The following is an 18,398-nucleotide window of genomic DNA, read 5'->3' on the forward strand; positions in this document are numbered from 1 at the left end:
TCTTGTTTAATGTAATGATAATTATTATCAATTAAGTGGTGGGTTGGCAACCCTTTTTAGAGTAAGAGGTTGTTGAAGAAAGACTTACGGAAACAAAAGCCGACGTAAAAGCGTCGGCAGAGAGGGAATTATTTAGTCCTGAGGTGACAATGAGGTATCGACGTTTTGGATATCGGTGTCTTTATCTGTGGCCATTACTCTGTAAATAAGGTTTCGTACTTCACAAACGCGGTTTGTGTTTCGCCGTAATAAAGTGTGCCTCCAGATTGAATGACGACTCTTAACCAACTTTCTGCGGATGCTGGTCTTGGTAAGGTAATGTACCAACTTTTTCCAGCCTGATCGGCGGGCTTCATATCAATCGGCTGAGCATTTTTCTCTTCGTCATTAACGATGGAAACTTTGACCCCTTCGAGTGGATAGGCGGCATTGAGTGACAATTCTAAGCCATTTTTCGTGAGCTGTTCTGAGCGAAACTTCACTTTAAAGTCGCCATTTTCCATGTCACACAGTCCACTGGTGTAACGACAGTTAGACTTACTCGCGAGTTTGTAAGTTTCCCCTTCTTGTGCCGCGTGGGGTTTCTCGCTGAGTGCCATATCGGTGCCGAAGTAGGCGATCAAAGAAAGAATCGGCGCAATCAGCAGAGCGAGAATAAAGTGCTTGTTTTTGAACATAAAATACTAATTCCATCAATTATCTGTTCATTTTAACTGGCTAAAATCACTAATAACTTCGTTAATGATTTTGAAGGTAGAGCAACTAGCTTGCTGCAATCTTTGCCTTGTTCTAAACAATGGTTTCTGCGTTCCCCGAACATATAACCAATGCCATTCGTGTGCTTCCTTGCTACGGCTCAGGGAATCTAATTATTAGAATAAGTTAGGTGAATAAAAAAGCCCCAAGTGGGGCTTTTGTGGCTTGCGTTATATTTTAGTGATCCACGGCATCGCCTGCACCAACAGGGACACGAACGTGTTCAACAAGATCTTTAACTTCTTGAGGTGTTTCCGCCGTAACTTTCGATACCGCGAATGCCACGATGAAGTTAAATAGTGCGCCGATAGCACCAAACGCGTTTGGCTCAATACCTAGGAACCAGTTGGTTCCCCAGCTTTCTAGATATTTCCAGTCAGCAACGAATAGGATGCCTTTGTGCTGGAATACGTAGAACAGTGTGATACTGATACCGGCAATCATACCGGCGATTGCGCCTTCTTTATTGATGCCTTTACTGAAGATACCCATCATCAACGCAGGGAAGATGGATGACGCAGCAAGACCAAAGGCGAGCGCCACCGTACCAGCTGCAAAGCCTGGAGGATTCAATCCGAGATAGCCTGCGGCTGCGATTGCCACCGCCATCGAGATTCGGCTGGCAAGCAGCTCCTTCTTCTCGGATATGTTCGGATTTATAACCCCTTTGATTAAGTCATGGGAAATCGCCGACGAAATAGCAAGCAACAGACCCGCTGCTGTGGATAGTGCTGCAGCGAGACCACCAGCGGCAACGAGTGCAATGACCCAGTTTGGTAGCTTAGCGATTTCTGGGTTTGCTAGTACCATGATGTCACGGTCAACTCGCAATTCATTGGTATCAGGATTTGAGGTGTACTCGATCAGGCCATCGCCATTCTTATCATCAAAGCCTAATAGACCTGTTGTTTCCCAGTTTTTGAACCAATCAGGGCGCTCATCATACGCAAGGTGCTGACCAGGCGCAGGGTTGACGGTATCCATTAGGTTTAGACGTGCCATTGCTGATACTGCTGGCGCCGTTGTGTATAGAATAGCGATGAACACAAGTGCCCAGCCTGCAGAAGTACGCGCATCACGCACCTTAGGTACTGTAAAGAAACGGATGATAACGTGTGGTAGACCTGCAGTACCGATCATCAATGACATGGTGTAAACGAACATGTTTAGTGTGCTACCGCGAACCTGCGTAGTGTATTCACTAAAGCCGAGTTCGGTCACCACTTGGTCGAGCCTATCGAGCAGATAAACATCGGTGCCTTGAATGGTACTCCCGAGGCCAATCTGAGGTAGCGGGTTACCTGTAAGTTGCAGAGAGATAAAGATTGCAGGGATAGTGTAAGCAAGAATGAGTACGCAATATTGAGCAATCTGCGTGTATGTGATGCCTTTCATGCCGCCAAGTACTGCGTACATGAATACAATACACATACCAATCAGTAGGCCTGTTGAGTAATCAACTTCTAGGAAGCGACCGAAGGCAACGCCAACGCCTTTCATCTGGCCGATAACATAAGTGACCGATGCGATGATAAGACAGATAACCGCCACGATACGTGCCGTGTTCGAGTAGAAGCGTTCACCAACAAACTCTGGCACCGTAAACTTACCAAACTTACGTAGATAAGGGGCGAGCAACAGTGCAAGCAGTACGTAACCACCCGTCCAACCCATTAGGAATACGGAGCCGCCGTAACCCATAAAGGCAATCAGACCCGCCATTGAGATGAACGATGCCGCCGACATCCAGTCAGCAGCGGTTGCCATACCGTTAGCGATTGGGTTGACCCCGCCACCTGCGACATAGAACTCTTTGGTTGACCCCGCACGCGCCCAGATCGCAATACCGATGTAGAGGACGAAGGTTGCACCAACAACCAGGTAGGTAATAGTTTTCAAATCCATCTGAGTTACTCCTTACTCATCTACGCCGAATTCACGGTCGATTTGGCGCATCTTCCATGCGTAATAGAAAATAATACCTAGGAAGGTGTAGATGGAGCCTTGCTGAGCAAACCAGAAACCAAGTTTGTATCCACCTAATTGAAATTGATTAAGTACGTCGACAAATAAAATGCCGCAGCCGAAAGACACTACGAACCAGATGACCATAAGGCCAATCATGAGCTTCACGTTTTTGTCCCAATAGGCTTTGGCTCTTTCTTCGCTTTCAAATGCCATTGCCGTCTCCTTACGATTGGTATTGTTGTTAAAAAAATGTTTCAACATGTACATTAGCAAGGTGTTGGCAAGAACTCTTTTCAACTTTAGTCGGGGTATAAAAAATAAAAAACTCCCGTGATATGGGCGCTTAGAGAATAGTTAGGGTTATTTGTTAATGTTAAAAAGCTGTTAAATTAGCCAAAGGTCTAAGGAGAAAAATGATAAAAAGCACGAATAAGAGACGTGATTAATTTTTTCTTCATTGATTTTAGCGATCCTTAACAGAAACATTCTGCGTTCTTCTTTTTATCAATCAGCGAAAAAATTGGCGTGAAAAATTCACAAGTAATTTATTTACATAAAGTTTTCGTACCAAATCACCGTTTTAGCGCACAATAAAGTAATATAACTGAGTCATTCTCGTACAACCTCGCGCTTTGGGACGGTTTAAGGAGGAGGCAGATTAAGGCATTAACTTATTAACGAAGTCGCCTTAGCTCATCACAAGCATATCGTTTTTCATTAAGGGAGGGTGAGAATGGACGCAGACACCATTAATAGTTTTTTTCTTATAGGTGCGTTGTTAATCGCACTTAGCGTTCTTTTAAGCCCAGTTTCCTCTAAGTTGGGAATCCCAATTCTTTTGGTATTTTTAGCCGTTGGAATGCTGGCGGGGGAAGACGGTTTAGGCGGTATTTTATTTGATAATTTTTCGATCGCTTACTTGGTCAGTAACCTCGCATTAGCCATCATTTTGCTCGATGGTGGTATGAGAACACGGGTTGCCAGCTTTAGGGTGGCGTTATGGCCTTCGGTGTCCTTGGCAACGTTTGGGGTTGCAATCACCACTATTTTGACCGGGCTGATGGCAACGTGGTTATTCGACTTAGACTTGCTGCAAGGTATATTAGTTGGTGCGATTGTCGGCTCCACTGATGCCGCCGCGGTTTTTTCTCTACTCAAAGGTCGTAGTCTTAACGAACGTGTTGGCTCAACGCTAGAAATTGAATCTGGCACCAATGACCCTATGGCGGTGTTTCTGACTGTTACTCTGATTGCTATTTTAGCGAACCCAGATGCAGATTTGAGTGTGGGCTTTTTGGCGCTCAGTTTTCTTAAGCAGTTTGGTATTGGTGCTTTACTCGGTTTTGCTGGTGGCTGGATTTTGTGGAAGGTCATCAATCGTAATCAACTGCCGGATGGCTTATATTCGATTTTAACCGTCAGTGGTGGCTTGCTGATTTTCGCTTTATCTAATGCATTAGGTGGCAGTGGTATTCTGTCAATTTATCTGGTTGGTTTACTGCTAGGTAATCGTCCAACACGCAGCCGCCATTCCATTCTTCATGTTCTAGATGGCATGACGTGGCTAGCTCAAATCGGTATGTTCCTCGTGCTTGGTTTATTGGTTACGCCTTCCAACTTGCTCTCTATTGCTTTGCCTGGTTTAGCGCTGGCCTTTGGGATGATTTTATTTGCCCGTCCAATCTCGGTTTGGATCGGTTTACTGCCATTCAAGAGTTTCACACCACGTGAAAAGTGGTTTGTTTCTTGGGTGGGCTTGCGCGGTGCTGTCCCAATCATTCTGGCGGTATTTCCAATGATGGCAGGATTGCCAGATGCGCAGTTGTACTTCAATTTGGCGTTTTTCGTGGTAATGGTCTCTTTGATTGTGCAAGGTGGCACATTGACTAAAGCGATGTCTCTGGCGAAGGTAGAGCTGCCTTCTAAACCTGAGCCAATTTCACGCACTGGTGTGGAGATTTACCCGACCAGTGAGTGGGAGCTGTTTATCTATAAGCTTAAAGCGGATAAATGGTGTATTGGTGAACCATTGCGTAGTCTTTCGATGCCGGATGGAACGCGCATCGCCGCAGTATTTCGCAATAAGGCGTTATTGCATCCGTCAGGCAGCACGCGCCTCGAAGAAGACGATACCTTGTGTGTGTTGGCACAAGAAAAGGATTTGGATGCCCTGAGCTTGCTATTTAGTGAAGCGCCTGAGAAAGCGTCATTGGCACGATTCTTTGGTGATTTCTTCCTAGATATTGAAGTGAACCTTGCCGATATCGCGATGATGTATGGCTTGAACTTGGGCGATGAGTCACTCGATAAAAGCTTAAGACACCTTGTAGAAGAACAACTGGGGACTACACCAGTGTTAGGGGACCAATTCGAGTGGCAAGGCTTGCAATGGATCATTGCCGATGTCGTTGACCAACAAGTCACCAAAGTAGGTATCCGTTTGCCAAGCGAGCAAAGCCTGCTCGCTGACGAGGAGTGAACCTAGTCGTTCATCTCCGTTAGCATGATGACGGCTTGTGTGCGGTTTTTTACGCCGAGCTTGCGGAAAATCGCCGTCATATGCGCTTTGATGGTGGCTTCTGAAACATTCAATTCGTAGGCGATTTGTTTGTTCAGTAAGCCATCAGACAACATCCCCAACACCTTATATTGCTGTGGCGTTAGCGCGGCAATCTTCTCCGCTAAGTCATTACATGCCGCGTTATTGGTGATCAGCCCTTCAGGAAAATACGGGTCGCCATTGAGCACTTGATTGAGCGCATTCACCAGTTCGCGCATGTCGCTCGATTTAGGAATAAAACCAAACGCACCATGGCTTTTCACTTGTGTCACGATCGCTGGCTCTTCACTAGCCGAGACGACGACGATTGGTAAGTCTGGGTGTTCTGCTCGCAAGTGAATCAAGCCAGACATACCATTTGCTCCTGGCATTTTGAGATCCAATAGCACCAAATCTGGCTCTTCTTCTCGCTCTAACAAAGCCAGTAGTGCGTCGAGTGAGTCCGCTTCCAGCAAATTTGCCCCACTGATTGCCATGTGGATAGATTGAAACAAGGCATTACGGAAGAGTGGGTGATCATCTGCAATGATGATGGTGTAGGTCGAATCCATGACGTTAAACACTTTTGACTATTTCGTTAAATTTATTATTGTCCAGCTTTGAGAGAGTGGACAATATTTATTCGCTAAAAGTCTGAACCAAATCGACTTTTATTAGGAAAATTGCATATAAGCGCAATTTTCTCATTCAAATCTGGGTAATAAAAAACGCCAGTGGTCATCACTGGCGTTTGAATATCTGATGATCAGAATTGTTGGATGTGCTTTAAGAAAGGCTCGGCTTGCATAAAGCCGGTTAAACGCGCGTTTGAAATGTGTTCGCCATTCGCATCCCAGAACTCGATGGTTGGCAAGCCAAGTACGTTCATGTGTTTGAGTAACTCAATATCTTGCACTTGGTTCTTGGTTACATCAGCTTGCAAAAGAACAAAGTCTTTTAGCTTGGCTTCGACGCTTGGATCATGGAAGGTGTACTTCTCAAACTCTTTACACGCCACACACCAATCGGCGTAGAAGTCGAGCATCACAGGTTTGCCAGCTGTTTTGGCTAGCGCTAGTTGTTCTTCCAACTCTGCAACATTGGCAATGCGTGTAAAGCTTACGGAAGTTTGTTTAGCTTGCGTTGCGTTATTACCAAACCAGTAATTTAATACTGGCTGTGCTGACGCGAGCAAACCCAATACGGCGATGATGCCAACGGCGCTTTGTTTCCAGCCACCAAACTCCAAGCTGTTTTTCACATGATACAGCCAACCAAAGGCAGCGATGCCCAGTGTTGACCACAGAATTGTTGACCACATTTCTGGCATGATGCGTTCCAATAAGAAGATAGGCGCAGCAAGCAGAATAAAGCCGAACAGCGTTTTCACGCGGTCCATCCAACCGCCGGCTTTTGGTAGCAACTTGTTGCCAAATACCGCCACAAGGATCAACGGAATCCCCATGCCCATCGCCAGCGCGTAAAGGGCGACCCCACCAGTGAGTAAGTCGCCACTTTGTGCGACGTAAAGCAGCGCACCAGAGAGTGGGGCGGTAGTACACGGAGAACAAACCAAGCCAGATATTGCCCCCATTGCAAACACGCCAGCACTGCTACCACCTTGCTGCTTGTTACTTAAGTTATTCAGCCACGTTTGCACGCTGCTTGGTAACTGCAATGAGTACAGACCAAACATCGACAGAGCTAATGCAATGAACAGTACACTCAAACCAATCAGCACATAAGGGTGTTGCATCGCCGCTTGGAACTGCATGCCCGCAGACGCCACTACAAGGCCGAGCAGCGTGTAAGTCAGCGCCATGCCTTGTACGTAAACAAATGACAAACCAAGCGCACGACGTTGGCTCAGTTTGCCGCCACCAAGCACGATGCTGGTCAAAATTGGGTACATCGGCAGCACACAAGGGGTAAATGCTAGACCCACACCAAGTGCCAAAAACAACAACGGCGTCCACCACTTGTCGGCTAGATTCGCGGCCAAGCTATCTTGCTCACTGACTGGTACTGAAGTGGAGGTTGGTTTTGTTGCTGGCTGTGCTTTTTCTGTCGTCGGTGCCTTGGCAGTCGGTGCTACGGTGTCGGAATTGGATGAAGAAAACGCGCTGATTGGAATCTCACGTGTTTCTGGTGGGTAGCAGAAGCCCGCTTTCGCACAGCCTTGATATTGCACAATGACACGTGCGCCCTCTTGCCAATTACTCAGTGGGATATTGACAAATAGTGGTGTGGTATAGATATGCACATCACCAAAGAATTCATCTTTATGTGGCGTGCCGTTTTCCATTTGCAGTTCGCCCAGTGAGATGTTCTCACCAGACACAGATAAACGCTCTTGATACAGGTAATAACCATCGCGTACCTGCCAATCGAGCATCAATTTGTCGTCTTGCTGGTAGAAATTAAACGGAAATGCCTGATCGACCGGAACAAAGCTGTCGCTGCTGCTACCAAAACTGTTGTTCTGGCTATTGGTAAACTGGTCTTTGCCAAACAAGGCCAAAGACGGAGTGGAAAAGGTAATAAGCCCTAAGAGTAAAACGGAAAGTAATGCGCGCATAAAAGAGTCAATTCATCTTAGATAATTGCCGTTAGTGTAACTCAATCAGACCCGGAGGCGAGTCAATAAGTTTCATGAAAATGAAGATTTATTGAGCATAATTCAAGACGACAGGCAATAAAAAAGGGAGCCGAAGCTCCCCGAGTAAGACTCTGTTTCCACTAGATCAGTAGACCACCGAATGCGAAGCCAAGTGCTACCGCAGAAGCAATGGTTACCACACCAGGTACAAAGAATGGGTGGTTGAATACGTACTTACCGATACGCGTTGAACCCGTGTCGTCCATCTCAACCGCTGCTAGAAGCGTTGGGTAAGTTGGCAGTACGAATAGCGCACTTACTGCTGCGAAAGATGCAACTGCGGTAAGTGGTGCCACACCGATAGCAAGTGCTGCTGGCATCAGCGCAACCGTGGTTGCACCTTGCGAGTAAAGCAGCATAGACGCGAAGAATAGAACAAGCGCTAGCATCCATGGGTAGTCTGCTAGTAGTGCTCCAGCGACTTCTTTGATGCCGTCAACGTGCGCGTTAACGAACGTAGAACCTAACCATGCCACACCAAGAACACACACACACGCTGTCATACCAGAGCGGAATGTTGCTGCTGCTGGAATTTTGCCAGCGTCGATTTTACAGCTCATTACGATAGCTGCCGCGGCTGCTAGCATTACCGTCATGATAGCTTCGTTACGACCTAGAGCAGGGTTCTCGATAAGGCCAACAGAGCCAGAAATTGCTGCTGCGTAACACACTACGAATGCGATTGCGCCTAGGAAGATGAGCGTCGCTTTCTTCGCTGTTGGTAGGATTTCGCGTTTTGCTTCTGTATTTAGCTTGATTAAGCCTTTTTCTAGACGCTCTTGGTATTCAGCATCGTCTTTTAGCTCACAGCCCATGAAGTTCGCAACGAACGCACCGATCATGCACGCGATGAACGTCGTTGGGATACAGATTGCTAGTAGTGTTAGGTAGTCAACGCCAAATGGGTGCAGCATTGCCGCAAACGCTACAACAGCCGCTGAGATTGGCGAGGCAGTGATCGCGATTTGCGATGCGACAACCGCAATAGACAGAGGACGAGAAGGGCGCACACCTTGACCTTTCGCGACTTCTGCAATTACTGGCAAAGTAGAGAATGCCGTGTGGCCAGTACCCGCCATTAATGTCATTAGGTAAGTTACGATAGGCGCATAAAAGGTGATGCGCTCAGGATGCTTGCGCAAAAAGTTTTCAGCAACTTGCACCATCCAGTCTAAACCACCAGCCACTTGCATTGCTGCGATGGCCGTGATGACCGACATGATGATCAAAATTACGTCAACGGGAATGTAAGCTTGGCTTGTTGGTACGCCCAAGATCAAAGACAACGCAATGACCCCAGCACCACCGGCAAAACCAATGCCGATACCACCGATTCTTGCCCCCAAATAGATGAAGAGCAGAACCACGAAGAGTTCGACCATGACCATATTGATACCTCTTTAGTTTTTATTTGATTCTGATTTTTTGAACACTCAGGAACAGGAGTAAATGCTCAGAGAATTAGAACCCAGTGGCCTAATGGCAATAAAAGCATATAAAAAATGTGGTTAACCGTATGAGAGCCTAAAAAAGGGGCCTGAGTGGCCCCCTTCTAATTAGTTATTACTCGTAGCGTTTCGCTTTGTAAGTTGGATGCATGAAGTTTTCTACTGACAAGATTTCATCAAGCTCTTCTGCGGTTAGCAGACCGCGCTCTAGCACAACTTCGCGAACACTCTTACCGGTTTCCGCACAAATCTTACCTACGATGTCACCTTCGTGGTGGCCGATGTATGGGTTTAGGTAAGTGACGATACCGATTGAGTTGTAAACGTAGTTTTCACAAGTCTCTTTATTGACTGTGATGCCGTCGATACATTTATCACGTAGGTTCACACACGCATTGTGTAGTAGAGAGATAGACTCAAACATGCTTTGTGCGATAACTGGTTCCATTACGTTTAGCTGTAGCTGACCGCCTTCTGCTGCGAAAGAAACCGTGTTGTCGTTACCTAGAACTTTGAAGCAAACTTGGTTTACTACTTCTGGGATAACTGGGTTTACTTTTGCTGGCATGATTGAAGAACCTGCTTGCATTTCAGGTAGGTTCAATTCATTTAGACCAGCGCGTGGGCCAGAAGAAAGTAGACGAAGGTCGTTACAGATCTTCGATAGTTTCACCGCTAGACGTTTTAGTGCACTGTGCGTCATTACGTATGCGCCACAGTCAGAAGTCGCTTCGATAAGGTCTTCTGCCGCAACAACGTCAAGACCTGTTACTTCCGCTAGATGTTTTACTGCAAGCGCTTGGTAGCCAGTCGGTGTATTTAGACCTGTACCGATTGCGGTTGCGCCTAGGTTGATTTCTAGGAGTAGTTTAGAGGTGTAATCTAGAGCACGAATCTCTTCGTTTAGTGTTACTGCCCAAGCGTGGAACTCTTGACCTACAGTCATCGGTACCGCGTCTTGTAGCTGAGTACGACCCATTTTCAGTACATCTTTAAACTCAATTGCTTTAAGTTCGAATGCGCCTTTTAGGTACTCAATTGCTTCCATTAGTTTGTGTACGCTGTTGTAAACCGCGATACGGAAACCCGTTGGGTACGCACAGTTGGTTGATTGGCTCTTGTTTACGTGGTCATTTGGGTTAACAAATTCGTATTGACCTTTCTCTTTACCCATTAGCTCAAGCGCAACGTTTGCGATCACTTCGTTTGTGTTCATGTTCACGGAAGTGCCCGCACCACCTTGGAATACGTCTGATGGGAACTGATCCATGCACTTGCCAGTTTCTAAGATCAAATCACACGCTTCGATGATGTAGTTTGCAACGTCTTTTGGAATCGCACCAAGTTCTTTGTTTGCCAACGCCGCTGCTTTTTTGGTCATTACCATACCGCGTACAAATTCTGGTACGTCAGAGATGGTCATATTAGAGATGTTGAAGTTCTCGATCGCACGTAGCGTATGAATACCGTAGTACGCATCTGCAGGGACATGACGTTGACCTAATAGATCTTCTTCAATACGAGTGGCTGGGTTTGCTGTTTTTGGAGCATCAGATAGGGTAGCCATAGCAGGATCCTTAGATGATAATTCTGATAATAAAGTTATTTATTAGCCATTTCTGCAATCTAGAATCCATTCATCAGAATTTTTGGCTGGAAAATCCGTCCTGACTTATGTGGCACATGATACTGCACCTAGCGCATAAAAATAGTAACTAGATCACCTTTTTCGTTTTTCATGAGTCAATAATTTGCAAAGTATGAACGGGTTATTAATAACCCTTTATGGGTACTCGATTTTCCTCGACAAACATGGGTTTTTAGAGTTCGAAATTAGCACTTTAAAAGCACGAAAAAATCGGTATGCAATTGAATGAAACACTCCACTACCACTTTTTCTGCGTAGGAAGAGACCAGTATGAACACGCTTTTTTACAACGATTCGTTTGAGCTTAGTCTGCTTTTACCATTACACTGAATTAAACAAAGGAGGGCGTGTGTTTCCTATCTTATTATTGGCGTTTATTTTTGTCCCGATCATTGAAATCGGCTTATTTATTCAGGTGGGCGGCTTTTTAGGTTTATGGCCGACTATCGCATTAGTATTAATCACGGCATTTGTCGGTGCATCGTTGGTGCGCAGCCAAGGCATCCAAACTTTGATGTCGGTGCAGGGGCGTCTGGAACAAGGTGAAATTCCAGCCCAGCAAATTTTTGAAGGCGTAATGCTAGCGGTGGCTGGCGTGCTGCTGTTAACACCGGGCTTTATGACCGATGCTCTTGGTATGCTGTTGTTGCTTCCTGCGCCACGCGCCGCGATTGCCAAATACTTGATGAGTAAAATGGTGGTGAAAACCATGCATGGTGGTGGCTTCCAAGGTGGTTTCTCTAACCAAGGGCCATTTGAGCAAGACCCGTTCCGCCGTGACCCATTTAATTCCCAGTCAGACGATGGCAATACCTTTGAAGGGGAATACGAGCGTAAAGACGATGATGATCGCAACAAGCTCAATTGATTGAGTCAGAGAGTAAAGAAAACAAAAGGGCGCATGAGCGCCCTTTTTTATGTCTGAAATTAGTGGCGCTTACAACGCGCCTTCAAACCCCATTTGACGCCATGCTTCAAAAGCAATGATCGCAACGGCGTTCGAAAGGTTTAGGCTGCGCGCATCTGGCATCATTGGAATGCGGATACGCTGCTCCATTGGCAAGCTATCGATGATTTCAGCAGGCAAGCCACGAGTTTCTGGACCAAACATCAATACGTCACCTGCTTGGTATTGTGCATCAACGTGGTGACCTGTGGTTTTGGTGGTGCAGGCAAACAATCGGTAGTTACCTTGTTTCTCTTTCTCTAAATATTCTAAGAATGCTTGATAGTTCTTATGACGCGTTACGCGAGCTAAATCATGGTAATCCAAACCAGCGCGGCGGACTTTCTTCTCTTCAAGATCGAAACCTAGAGGTTCAATTAAGTGAAGGTTTGCACCGCAGTTGGCACAAAGTCGAATGATGTTGCCGGTGTTCGGCGCGATTTCTGGTTCGTATAAAGCGATATCAAACATGGTATTGAAATAGAGTTGGTCAAATAGAGGGGCAGTATATACCCAAGTCAGCAAGATATGCGAGATTCAGCAAGATTGACCTGGGTATGAAAGTAGTCATTAGCGCGGACGCTAATACCGTAAGTATCGATGCTCTTTATAATAGAGCGTGAGCGTAATTTTCTTCAACCGCTCGCCAATTAACGACGTTCCACCATGCGTCAATGTATTCTGGACGACGGTTTTGGTAGCTGATGTAATACGCGTGCTCCCACACGTCAAGAGCGAGAATTGGTTCGCCGCGTACATCCACTACGTCCATCAGAGGGTTATCTTGATTGCTGGTGGACGTAATGTGAATCTCTCCATCTTTTACGATCAGCCATGCAAAGCCAGAACCAAAGGTATTAATCGCGGCTTGGGCAAACGCTTCTTTAAATTGCGCAAAGCTACCAAATTTATCGTTAATTGCCTGAGCAAGTGCGCCTTGAGGCTCACCGCCACCGTTTGGTGACATGCAATTCCAATAAATGATGTGGTTGTAATAGCCGCCGCCATTATTACGCACTGCAGGGCTGAGCTTAGAGATATTGTCAAAGATCTCGTCTAATGACTGAGTTTCGAGCTCGCTCCCTTCAACGGCACTTACGAACTTATCGAAATAAGTCTTGTGATGTTTGCTGTAATGCACTTCCATGGTTTTCGCGTCGATGTACGGCTCTAGTGAATCGTACGGGTAAGGCAGAGCGGGAAATGTATGTGACATAGTAAATCCTCCTTAATTGGAAAATTTACTTTAATGCTAACGATAATTATTATCAACTTTGATCTTTGTAAGGGTATTCGAAGGCGTTCCCACCCAATTTCTAAAGTGAATCTCTCACTCTAGAAATAGGGTGTGGCTTACTGTTAGCTCATCGGCTTGAAGTTAACGATTGATAGGTAAGGTGATACTCATGCGCAATCCGCCTAACGGACTTCGACTGGCGACGATCGTTCCACTGTGCTGGCGGATGGCACTTTCGGTAATGGTTAGGCCGAGACCCGTGCCGCCGGAGTGGCGATCGCGGGCCGTTGAAACGCGATAAAACGGGCGAAAAATCGCGGATAATTCTTCTTCTGGAACGCCCTCGCCATTGTCATCAACCGTGATATGCAGAGTATCATCATCGGCCTTGATGTCGATTTTTACCTCATCTTTCCCGTAATAAATGGCGTTACGAACGATGTTTTCCACCGCACTCATCAGCAATTTAGGATTGCCGGAGATACTTCGTTTTGGCAGTTCAGAATAGTGTAGGTGCTTGCCCATTTGCTCAGCTTCAAACTGCGCATCTTTAATGATCTCTTCCCACAAACTTTCCAGTGGCTGCGTTTCGCGAGTCATATGGCTGTTCGCCTGCATGCGAGACAGTTCAAGCAATTCGCTGATCATCTGTTCCAAGCGCTGCGCTTCGGTATCGATACGAGTCAGTTCTGGGCTTTCACCCTGCTTACGCGTCGCTAATGCGCTCGCCATGCGTAGGCGAGTTAAAGGTGAGCGCAACTCGTGAGAGATATCGGATAGCAGGCGTTGTTGTCCTGAAATCATCTGATTGACCGCCTCGACCATCTGGTTGAAGCTGCTGCCAGCCTGACGAAACTCTGCCGTGCCTTTTTCTAAATTTGGGTCTGTGACAAATTCGCCTTTCGCGACACGTTGAGCGGCGGCTTCAAGACGGCGCGCTGGCTGACTTAGTGCCCAGGCAAGCCATAACAACAGTGGTGTACTAACCAGCATGACCGCGAGCAATAGCTGGAATGGGTGATCAAACAGACGCAAGAGTAGTGGTGGTGGCTCATTCCACTTGAAGCCCACATACATCAAGATATCGGAGCCAGCCAAAGTAATTGGGATTGGACCTGCAATCATGTATCGACCATACAGTTTCTGCTTTGGCTGGTTGTAATCTTCGATACTGGTGACAAAGTTTTGCATGGCACGCAATTGGAAGTTACTGCGTTTTTCTGTCGTAAGAACATTACCGCTGTAGTCAGAAAAAAATACGCGCGGACGAGGGTCATGCTTACCGTGACGGTTACCCTCGATACGAAATAGTATTCGACCTAAATCAGTTTGCTGGCTGTATTTTTGTTGGATTGCGTCACGCGTTTCTACCATACGTTTATAGTGCTCTTCTGGAATGTCGCGAGCTTTGCGAGGGTCCAAATGTGGCAGTGATAGCACGGCTATCAACACCAATAACATAGTGAACCAAAAAATGGCAAAGATGCGTCCATACAAGCTATTGATGTTTGGCAGTTTGATGCGTGATAGGCGCATTAATCCTCCTCAAGCAGCATATAGCCACGACCACGCAGGGTTTTGATTCGCGGCTTGCCATTGCTCTGATCTGGTAATTTTTTACGTAAGTTCGAAACATGCATATCGATCGCGCGATCAAAAGCGGCGAGTCGTTTACCAAGCACATCTAGGCTCAATGTCTCTTTAGTTAGCACTTGTCCTGGGTTTTGCACAAAGTGGGTCAACAGAGCAAACTCGGTTGCTGTGAGATCGAGCAACTGTTGATCGCAGTATGCTTCTTGTTTACCTGGGTAAAGACGGAGCTCTTGATACTCAATGCAATCGCTGTTTTTGGTGTTTTTCTGTGTGCTGCTGGTACGGCGTAAGATCGCACGAATACGTGCTAACAGTTCACGGTCGCTAAAAGGTTTCGGTAAATAATCATCCGCGCCTAGCTCTAAACCGATCACGCGGTCAATTTCTTCCCCTTTAGCGGTCAGCATCAAGACAGGAGTTTCCCAGTTTTCACGCAAGCGTTTAAGGGTTTCCATGCCATTTAGCTTCGGCATCATGACATCCAACAAAATCAAATCAATCTTATCATTGACCGCAGCTAAGCCTGCTTCGCCATCATTTGCTTCGCTGACGTCAAATCCTTCGAAACTGAGTACTTCTTTTAATAAGCTGGTTAGCTCGATATCGTCATCAATTAAAAGAATGTTTGCCATGGGGGCACCTATAGTAAGTTACCGATAGCTTAATATTACATTGGAATGATGTGCTGCGAAGAGGGTAAAAATCACTCTTTACGATTCTTTACGCTCCCTATACGTCGCTTTACCTAGTGGGTCGTATTCTATACTCAAGCGCTGTGAGAACAGCTCAGAAGAATCACTCACCTGTGTAAGGAATCAAATTATGAAATCTGCAAAAAAACTTGTGTTAGCTGCTGTTGTTCTACCTCTTACTCTCGGCGCAGCAAGCGCATTCGCTTACGGTGGAAAAAACCATCATCAAGGCCCGCGTGATGAATGTGGCATGGGAATGGACCGCGGCATTATGCGTGATTTGAATTTGACGGATGCTCAAAAAGATCAGCTTAAGTCTTTCCGTGAAGCAAACCGCGCACAGATGAAAGGCAAATATTCTGAAAATCGCGAAGCTCGTATGGCTGAGCGACAAGCACACCACGCAAAAATGCAGTCACTCTTACTAGCGGATAGTTTTGATGAAGCGCAAGCGACCGCATTAGCAAAAGAAATGGTTGAGCGCCAAACTGAGCACCGTGTGCAAATGCTAGAAAGAAAGCACCAAATGCTGAGCGTATTAACGCCAGAACAAAAAGCAGAGTTTGTGAAGTTGCAAAATGAACGCATGCAAGAGTGTGGCGACAGAATGCATAAGCGCATGGAAAAATACCGCAATAATTAAGTCATGAATTGATGTTATATAAAGAGGCAGCCATTGGTTGCCTCTTTTTTGATCTGGTTATTTCATGGGCATTCAATATACTCAACGTATGGTTTGAGTTAACTCTTTGATTATGAAACAGCAATATGCACGTTTAGTGACGACCGCAGCTTGGACTGCAACTATTGTGGCGACTCTTCTCTTGATTGTAAAAGTCATCACGTGGTGGGTAACCGGCTCAGTTAGCCTATTGGCATCACTGATCGACTCAATGTTGGATATCGCCGCGTCGGTGGTAAATCTCGTTGTTGTCCGTTATGCCTTACAACCAGCAGACCGCGAACATACGTTTGGGCATGGTAAAGCTGAGTCTTTAGCGGCCTTAGCTCAGGCGATGTTTATTTCGGGGTCGGCGGTATTTTTGATCCTGAACGGGATTGACCGATTTTTCCGTCCACACGCACTGCATGCGCCGGAGCTCGGTGTTTATGTATCGCTGTTTGCGATTGTGGTCACACTTGGCTTGGTGATGTTCCAAAAACATGTGGTACGCGTGACAGGGAGCCAAGCAATCGCGGCGGATTCTCTGCATTATCAGACTGATTTGTATATGAACGCTGCGATCATGGTGGCTCTGGGACTCAGCTACTTTGGCGTGACGCAAGCGGATGCGGTGTTTGCGATTGGCATTGGTGTCTTCATTCTTTACAGCGCCTTCAAAATGGTCAGCGAAGCGATTCAGACGTTATTAGACCGAAAGCTGCCGGATTCCGAATTGGAGCAAATCCGCAATGAATGTTTGAATGTGAAAGGGGTTCTTGGGGTTCATCAACTGCGTACCCGTATGTCAGGGCCGACACGCTTTATTCAGTTGCACTTGGAGCTAGACGATAACTTACGTTTAATCGAAGCGCACTATATTGCCGATAAAGTTGAGGAAAACCTTTTAGCTTTGTTTCCTGATGCGGATGTTTTGATCCATCAAGATCCATTGTCTGTCGTTTTTGGGCCAGAGAAAGAGCAAAAAGCGCAAGATTGGTAGGGCTCGAAAAATCAATAAGTGCCTGACGACAAACAGGCACTTATTGACTATCTTTCCATCAATACTTATTAAGATTCGTGATCCTGATGTGAATCAACAAAGTTTCATAGAGAAACTGTAATACTCTTACATAAGTAGAAAAGTTACATAAAAAAGTGCGTTTTCATTGGTAATCCTGTAGAGGAAATGTAACATAACGCACAGTTCTGGATTATGCAGGTTGCTTGGTAACAAGGGGCCTAAAAGAAAATTAAATAATTGATTGCCAAAGATCGAGGGTGAGCATGATTAAGAAGATCGGTGTTTTAACAAGTGGCGGTGACGCACCTGGTATGAACGCGGCGATACGCGGCGTAGTACGTACAGCACTATCCGAGGGATTGGAAGTATTCGGTGTGTACGACGGCTACCTAGGCCTATACGAAGGCCGCATCGAGAAGCTAGATCGTTCTAGCGTTTCAGATGTGATCAACAAAGGTGGTACGTTCCTAGGTTCTGCACGTTTCCCTGAATTCAAAGAAGTGGAAGTGCGTGAAAAAGCGATTGAGAACCTGAAAAAACATGGTATTGATGCGCTAGTCGTGATCGGTGGTGACGGTTCGTACATGGGTGCGAAGAAACTGACTGAAATGGGTTACCCATGTATCGGTCTGCCAGGCACAATCGACAACGATATCGCTGGTACTGACTACACAGTGGGCTACCTAAGTGCACTAAACACAGTTATCGATGCGATCGACCGTCTACGTGATACTTCTTCATCTCACCAACGTATTTCAATTGTAGAAATCATGGGTCGTCACTGTGGTGACCTAACTCTGATGTCTGCAATCGCGGGTGGTTGTGAGTACATCATCACTCCAGAAACTGGCCTAGACAAAGACAAGCTGATCAGCAACATCCAAGACGGCATCGCAAAAGGTAAGAAACACGCAATCATCGCGTTGACTGAGCTAATGATGGATGCCAATGAACTGGCTCGTGACATCGAAGCGGCGACAGGTCGTGAAACTCGTGCAACAGTACTTGGTCACATCCAACGTGGTGGTCGTCCAACGGCATTTGACCGCGTTCTAGCATCTCGCATGGGTAACTACGCTGTTCACCTACTGCTTGAAGGTCATGGCGGTCGCTGTGTAGGTATCGTGAAAGAGCAACTTGTTCACCACGACATCATCGACGCGATCGAAAACATGAAGCGTCCAGTACGCAACGATCTATACAAAGTTGCTGAAGAACTGTTCTAAG

The 18,398-nt window shown here is 46.2% G+C and carries 16 protein-coding genes; 5 read left to right on the forward strand and 11 right to left on the reverse strand.

What is annotated here, in order from left to right; all coding sequences use genetic code 11:
* Nucleotides 1–194 precede the first annotated feature (194 nt).
* The 3 genes from EX191_RS19050 to EX191_RS19060 form a co-directional block, all read right to left on the reverse strand.
* The gene (locus tag EX191_RS19050; protein ID WP_012841321.1) at nucleotides 195–677 is read right to left on the reverse strand and encodes a hypothetical protein; all 483 of its coding nucleotides are present in this window, start codon (nucleotides 675–677) and stop codon (nucleotides 195–197) included.
* 256 nt (nucleotides 678–933) lie between these two features.
* On the reverse strand, nucleotides 934–2,661 hold the full coding sequence (locus tag EX191_RS19055) for a sodium:solute symporter family protein (RefSeq protein ID WP_005397550.1): 1,728 nt from the start codon (nucleotides 2,659–2,661) through the stop codon (nucleotides 934–936).
* Between the two features lie 12 nt (nucleotides 2,662–2,673).
* Nucleotides 2,674–2,937 carry a DUF4212 domain-containing protein gene (locus EX191_RS19060; protein ID WP_005397548.1) on the reverse strand — a complete coding sequence of 88 codons (264 nt, stop codon included), beginning with the start codon at nucleotides 2,935–2,937 and terminating at the stop codon, nucleotides 2,674–2,676.
* Between the two features lie 520 nt (nucleotides 2,938–3,457).
* On the opposite strand from EX191_RS19060, the gene EX191_RS19065 reads away from it, so the two are divergent.
* Nucleotides 3,458–5,203, forward strand: a complete 1,746-nt coding sequence (locus EX191_RS19065) for a potassium/proton antiporter (RefSeq protein ID WP_006742992.1) — start codon at nucleotides 3,458–3,460, stop codon at nucleotides 5,201–5,203.
* A gap of 2 nt (nucleotides 5,204–5,205) precedes the next feature.
* On the opposite strand, the gene EX191_RS19070 is transcribed toward EX191_RS19065, so the two are convergent.
* From EX191_RS19070 to aspA, 4 genes are all read right to left on the reverse strand, one after another.
* A complete protein-coding gene (locus tag EX191_RS19070; RefSeq protein ID WP_005397542.1) occupies nucleotides 5,206–5,835 on the reverse strand; it encodes a response regulator in 630 nt (209 codons plus the stop codon).
* A gap of 194 nt (nucleotides 5,836–6,029) precedes the next feature.
* Nucleotides 6,030–7,841: a protein-disulfide reductase DsbD gene (locus EX191_RS19075; RefSeq protein ID WP_193448286.1), complete on the reverse strand. Its 1,812-nt coding sequence runs from the start codon at nucleotides 7,839–7,841 to the stop codon at nucleotides 6,030–6,032.
* Nucleotides 7,842–8,002: 161 nt separating this feature from the next.
* Entirely contained in the window at nucleotides 8,003–9,310 is a 1,308-nt protein-coding gene (locus EX191_RS19080) for an anaerobic C4-dicarboxylate transporter (protein WP_193448287.1), read from the reverse strand.
* 175 nt (nucleotides 9,311–9,485) lie between these two features.
* On the reverse strand, nucleotides 9,486–10,937 hold the full coding sequence (aspA, locus tag EX191_RS19085) for an aspartate ammonia-lyase (protein WP_005397540.1): 1,452 nt from the start codon (nucleotides 10,935–10,937) through the stop codon (nucleotides 9,486–9,488).
* Between the two features lie 430 nt (nucleotides 10,938–11,367).
* On the opposite strand from aspA, the gene EX191_RS19090 reads away from it, so the two are divergent.
* On the forward strand, nucleotides 11,368–11,886 hold the full coding sequence (locus EX191_RS19090; protein WP_193448288.1) for an FxsA family protein: 519 nt from the start codon (nucleotides 11,368–11,370) through the stop codon (nucleotides 11,884–11,886).
* A 69-nt stretch (nucleotides 11,887–11,955) separates the two neighbouring features.
* On the opposite strand, the gene trmL is transcribed toward EX191_RS19090, so the two are convergent.
* The 4 genes from trmL to EX191_RS19110 all read right to left on the reverse strand — a co-directional run bounded on the left by trmL (nucleotide 11,956) and on the right by EX191_RS19110 (nucleotide 15,426).
* Entirely contained in the window at nucleotides 11,956–12,435 is a 480-nt protein-coding gene (gene trmL, locus EX191_RS19095) for a tRNA (uridine(34)/cytosine(34)/5-carboxymethylaminomethyluridine(34)-2'-O)-methyltransferase TrmL (protein ID WP_005382381.1), read from the reverse strand.
* A 136-nt stretch (nucleotides 12,436–12,571) separates the two neighbouring features.
* On the reverse strand, nucleotides 12,572–13,180 hold the full coding sequence (locus EX191_RS19100) for a superoxide dismutase (protein WP_005397537.1): 609 nt from the start codon (nucleotides 13,178–13,180) through the stop codon (nucleotides 12,572–12,574).
* 162 nt (nucleotides 13,181–13,342) lie between these two features.
* A complete protein-coding gene (cpxA, locus tag EX191_RS19105; RefSeq protein ID WP_046874657.1) occupies nucleotides 13,343–14,737 on the reverse strand; it encodes an envelope stress sensor histidine kinase CpxA in 1,395 nt (464 codons plus the stop codon).
* Nucleotides 14,737–15,426 carry a response regulator gene (locus EX191_RS19110; RefSeq protein ID WP_005397534.1) on the reverse strand — a complete coding sequence of 230 codons (690 nt, stop codon included), beginning with the start codon at nucleotides 15,424–15,426 and terminating at the stop codon, nucleotides 14,737–14,739. Before EX191_RS19110 ends, cpxA begins: the two co-directional genes overlap by 1 nt.
* A 190-nt stretch (nucleotides 15,427–15,616) precedes the next feature.
* Here EX191_RS19110 and EX191_RS19115 point away from each other — a divergent pair, with 190 nt between their 5' ends.
* From EX191_RS19115 to pfkA, 3 genes are all read left to right on the forward strand, one after another.
* The gene (locus EX191_RS19115) at nucleotides 15,617–16,129 is read left to right on the forward strand and encodes a CpxP family protein (RefSeq protein WP_005397532.1); all 513 of its coding nucleotides are present in this window, start codon (nucleotides 15,617–15,619) and stop codon (nucleotides 16,127–16,129) included.
* 112 nt (nucleotides 16,130–16,241) lie between these two features.
* The gene (gene fieF / locus EX191_RS19120; protein WP_005397530.1) at nucleotides 16,242–17,150 is read left to right on the forward strand and encodes a CDF family cation-efflux transporter FieF; all 909 of its coding nucleotides are present in this window, start codon (nucleotides 16,242–16,244) and stop codon (nucleotides 17,148–17,150) included.
* A 284-nt stretch (nucleotides 17,151–17,434) separates the two neighbouring features.
* Nucleotides 17,435–18,397: a 6-phosphofructokinase gene (gene pfkA, locus EX191_RS19125; protein ID WP_048626679.1), complete on the forward strand. Its 963-nt coding sequence runs from the start codon at nucleotides 17,435–17,437 to the stop codon at nucleotides 18,395–18,397.
* Nucleotide 18,398 lies beyond the last annotated feature (1 nt).

Source organism: Vibrio chemaguriensis, from assembly GCF_012275705.1.
Taxonomy (GTDB): Bacteria; Pseudomonadota; Gammaproteobacteria; order Enterobacterales; family Vibrionaceae; genus Vibrio; species Vibrio diabolicus.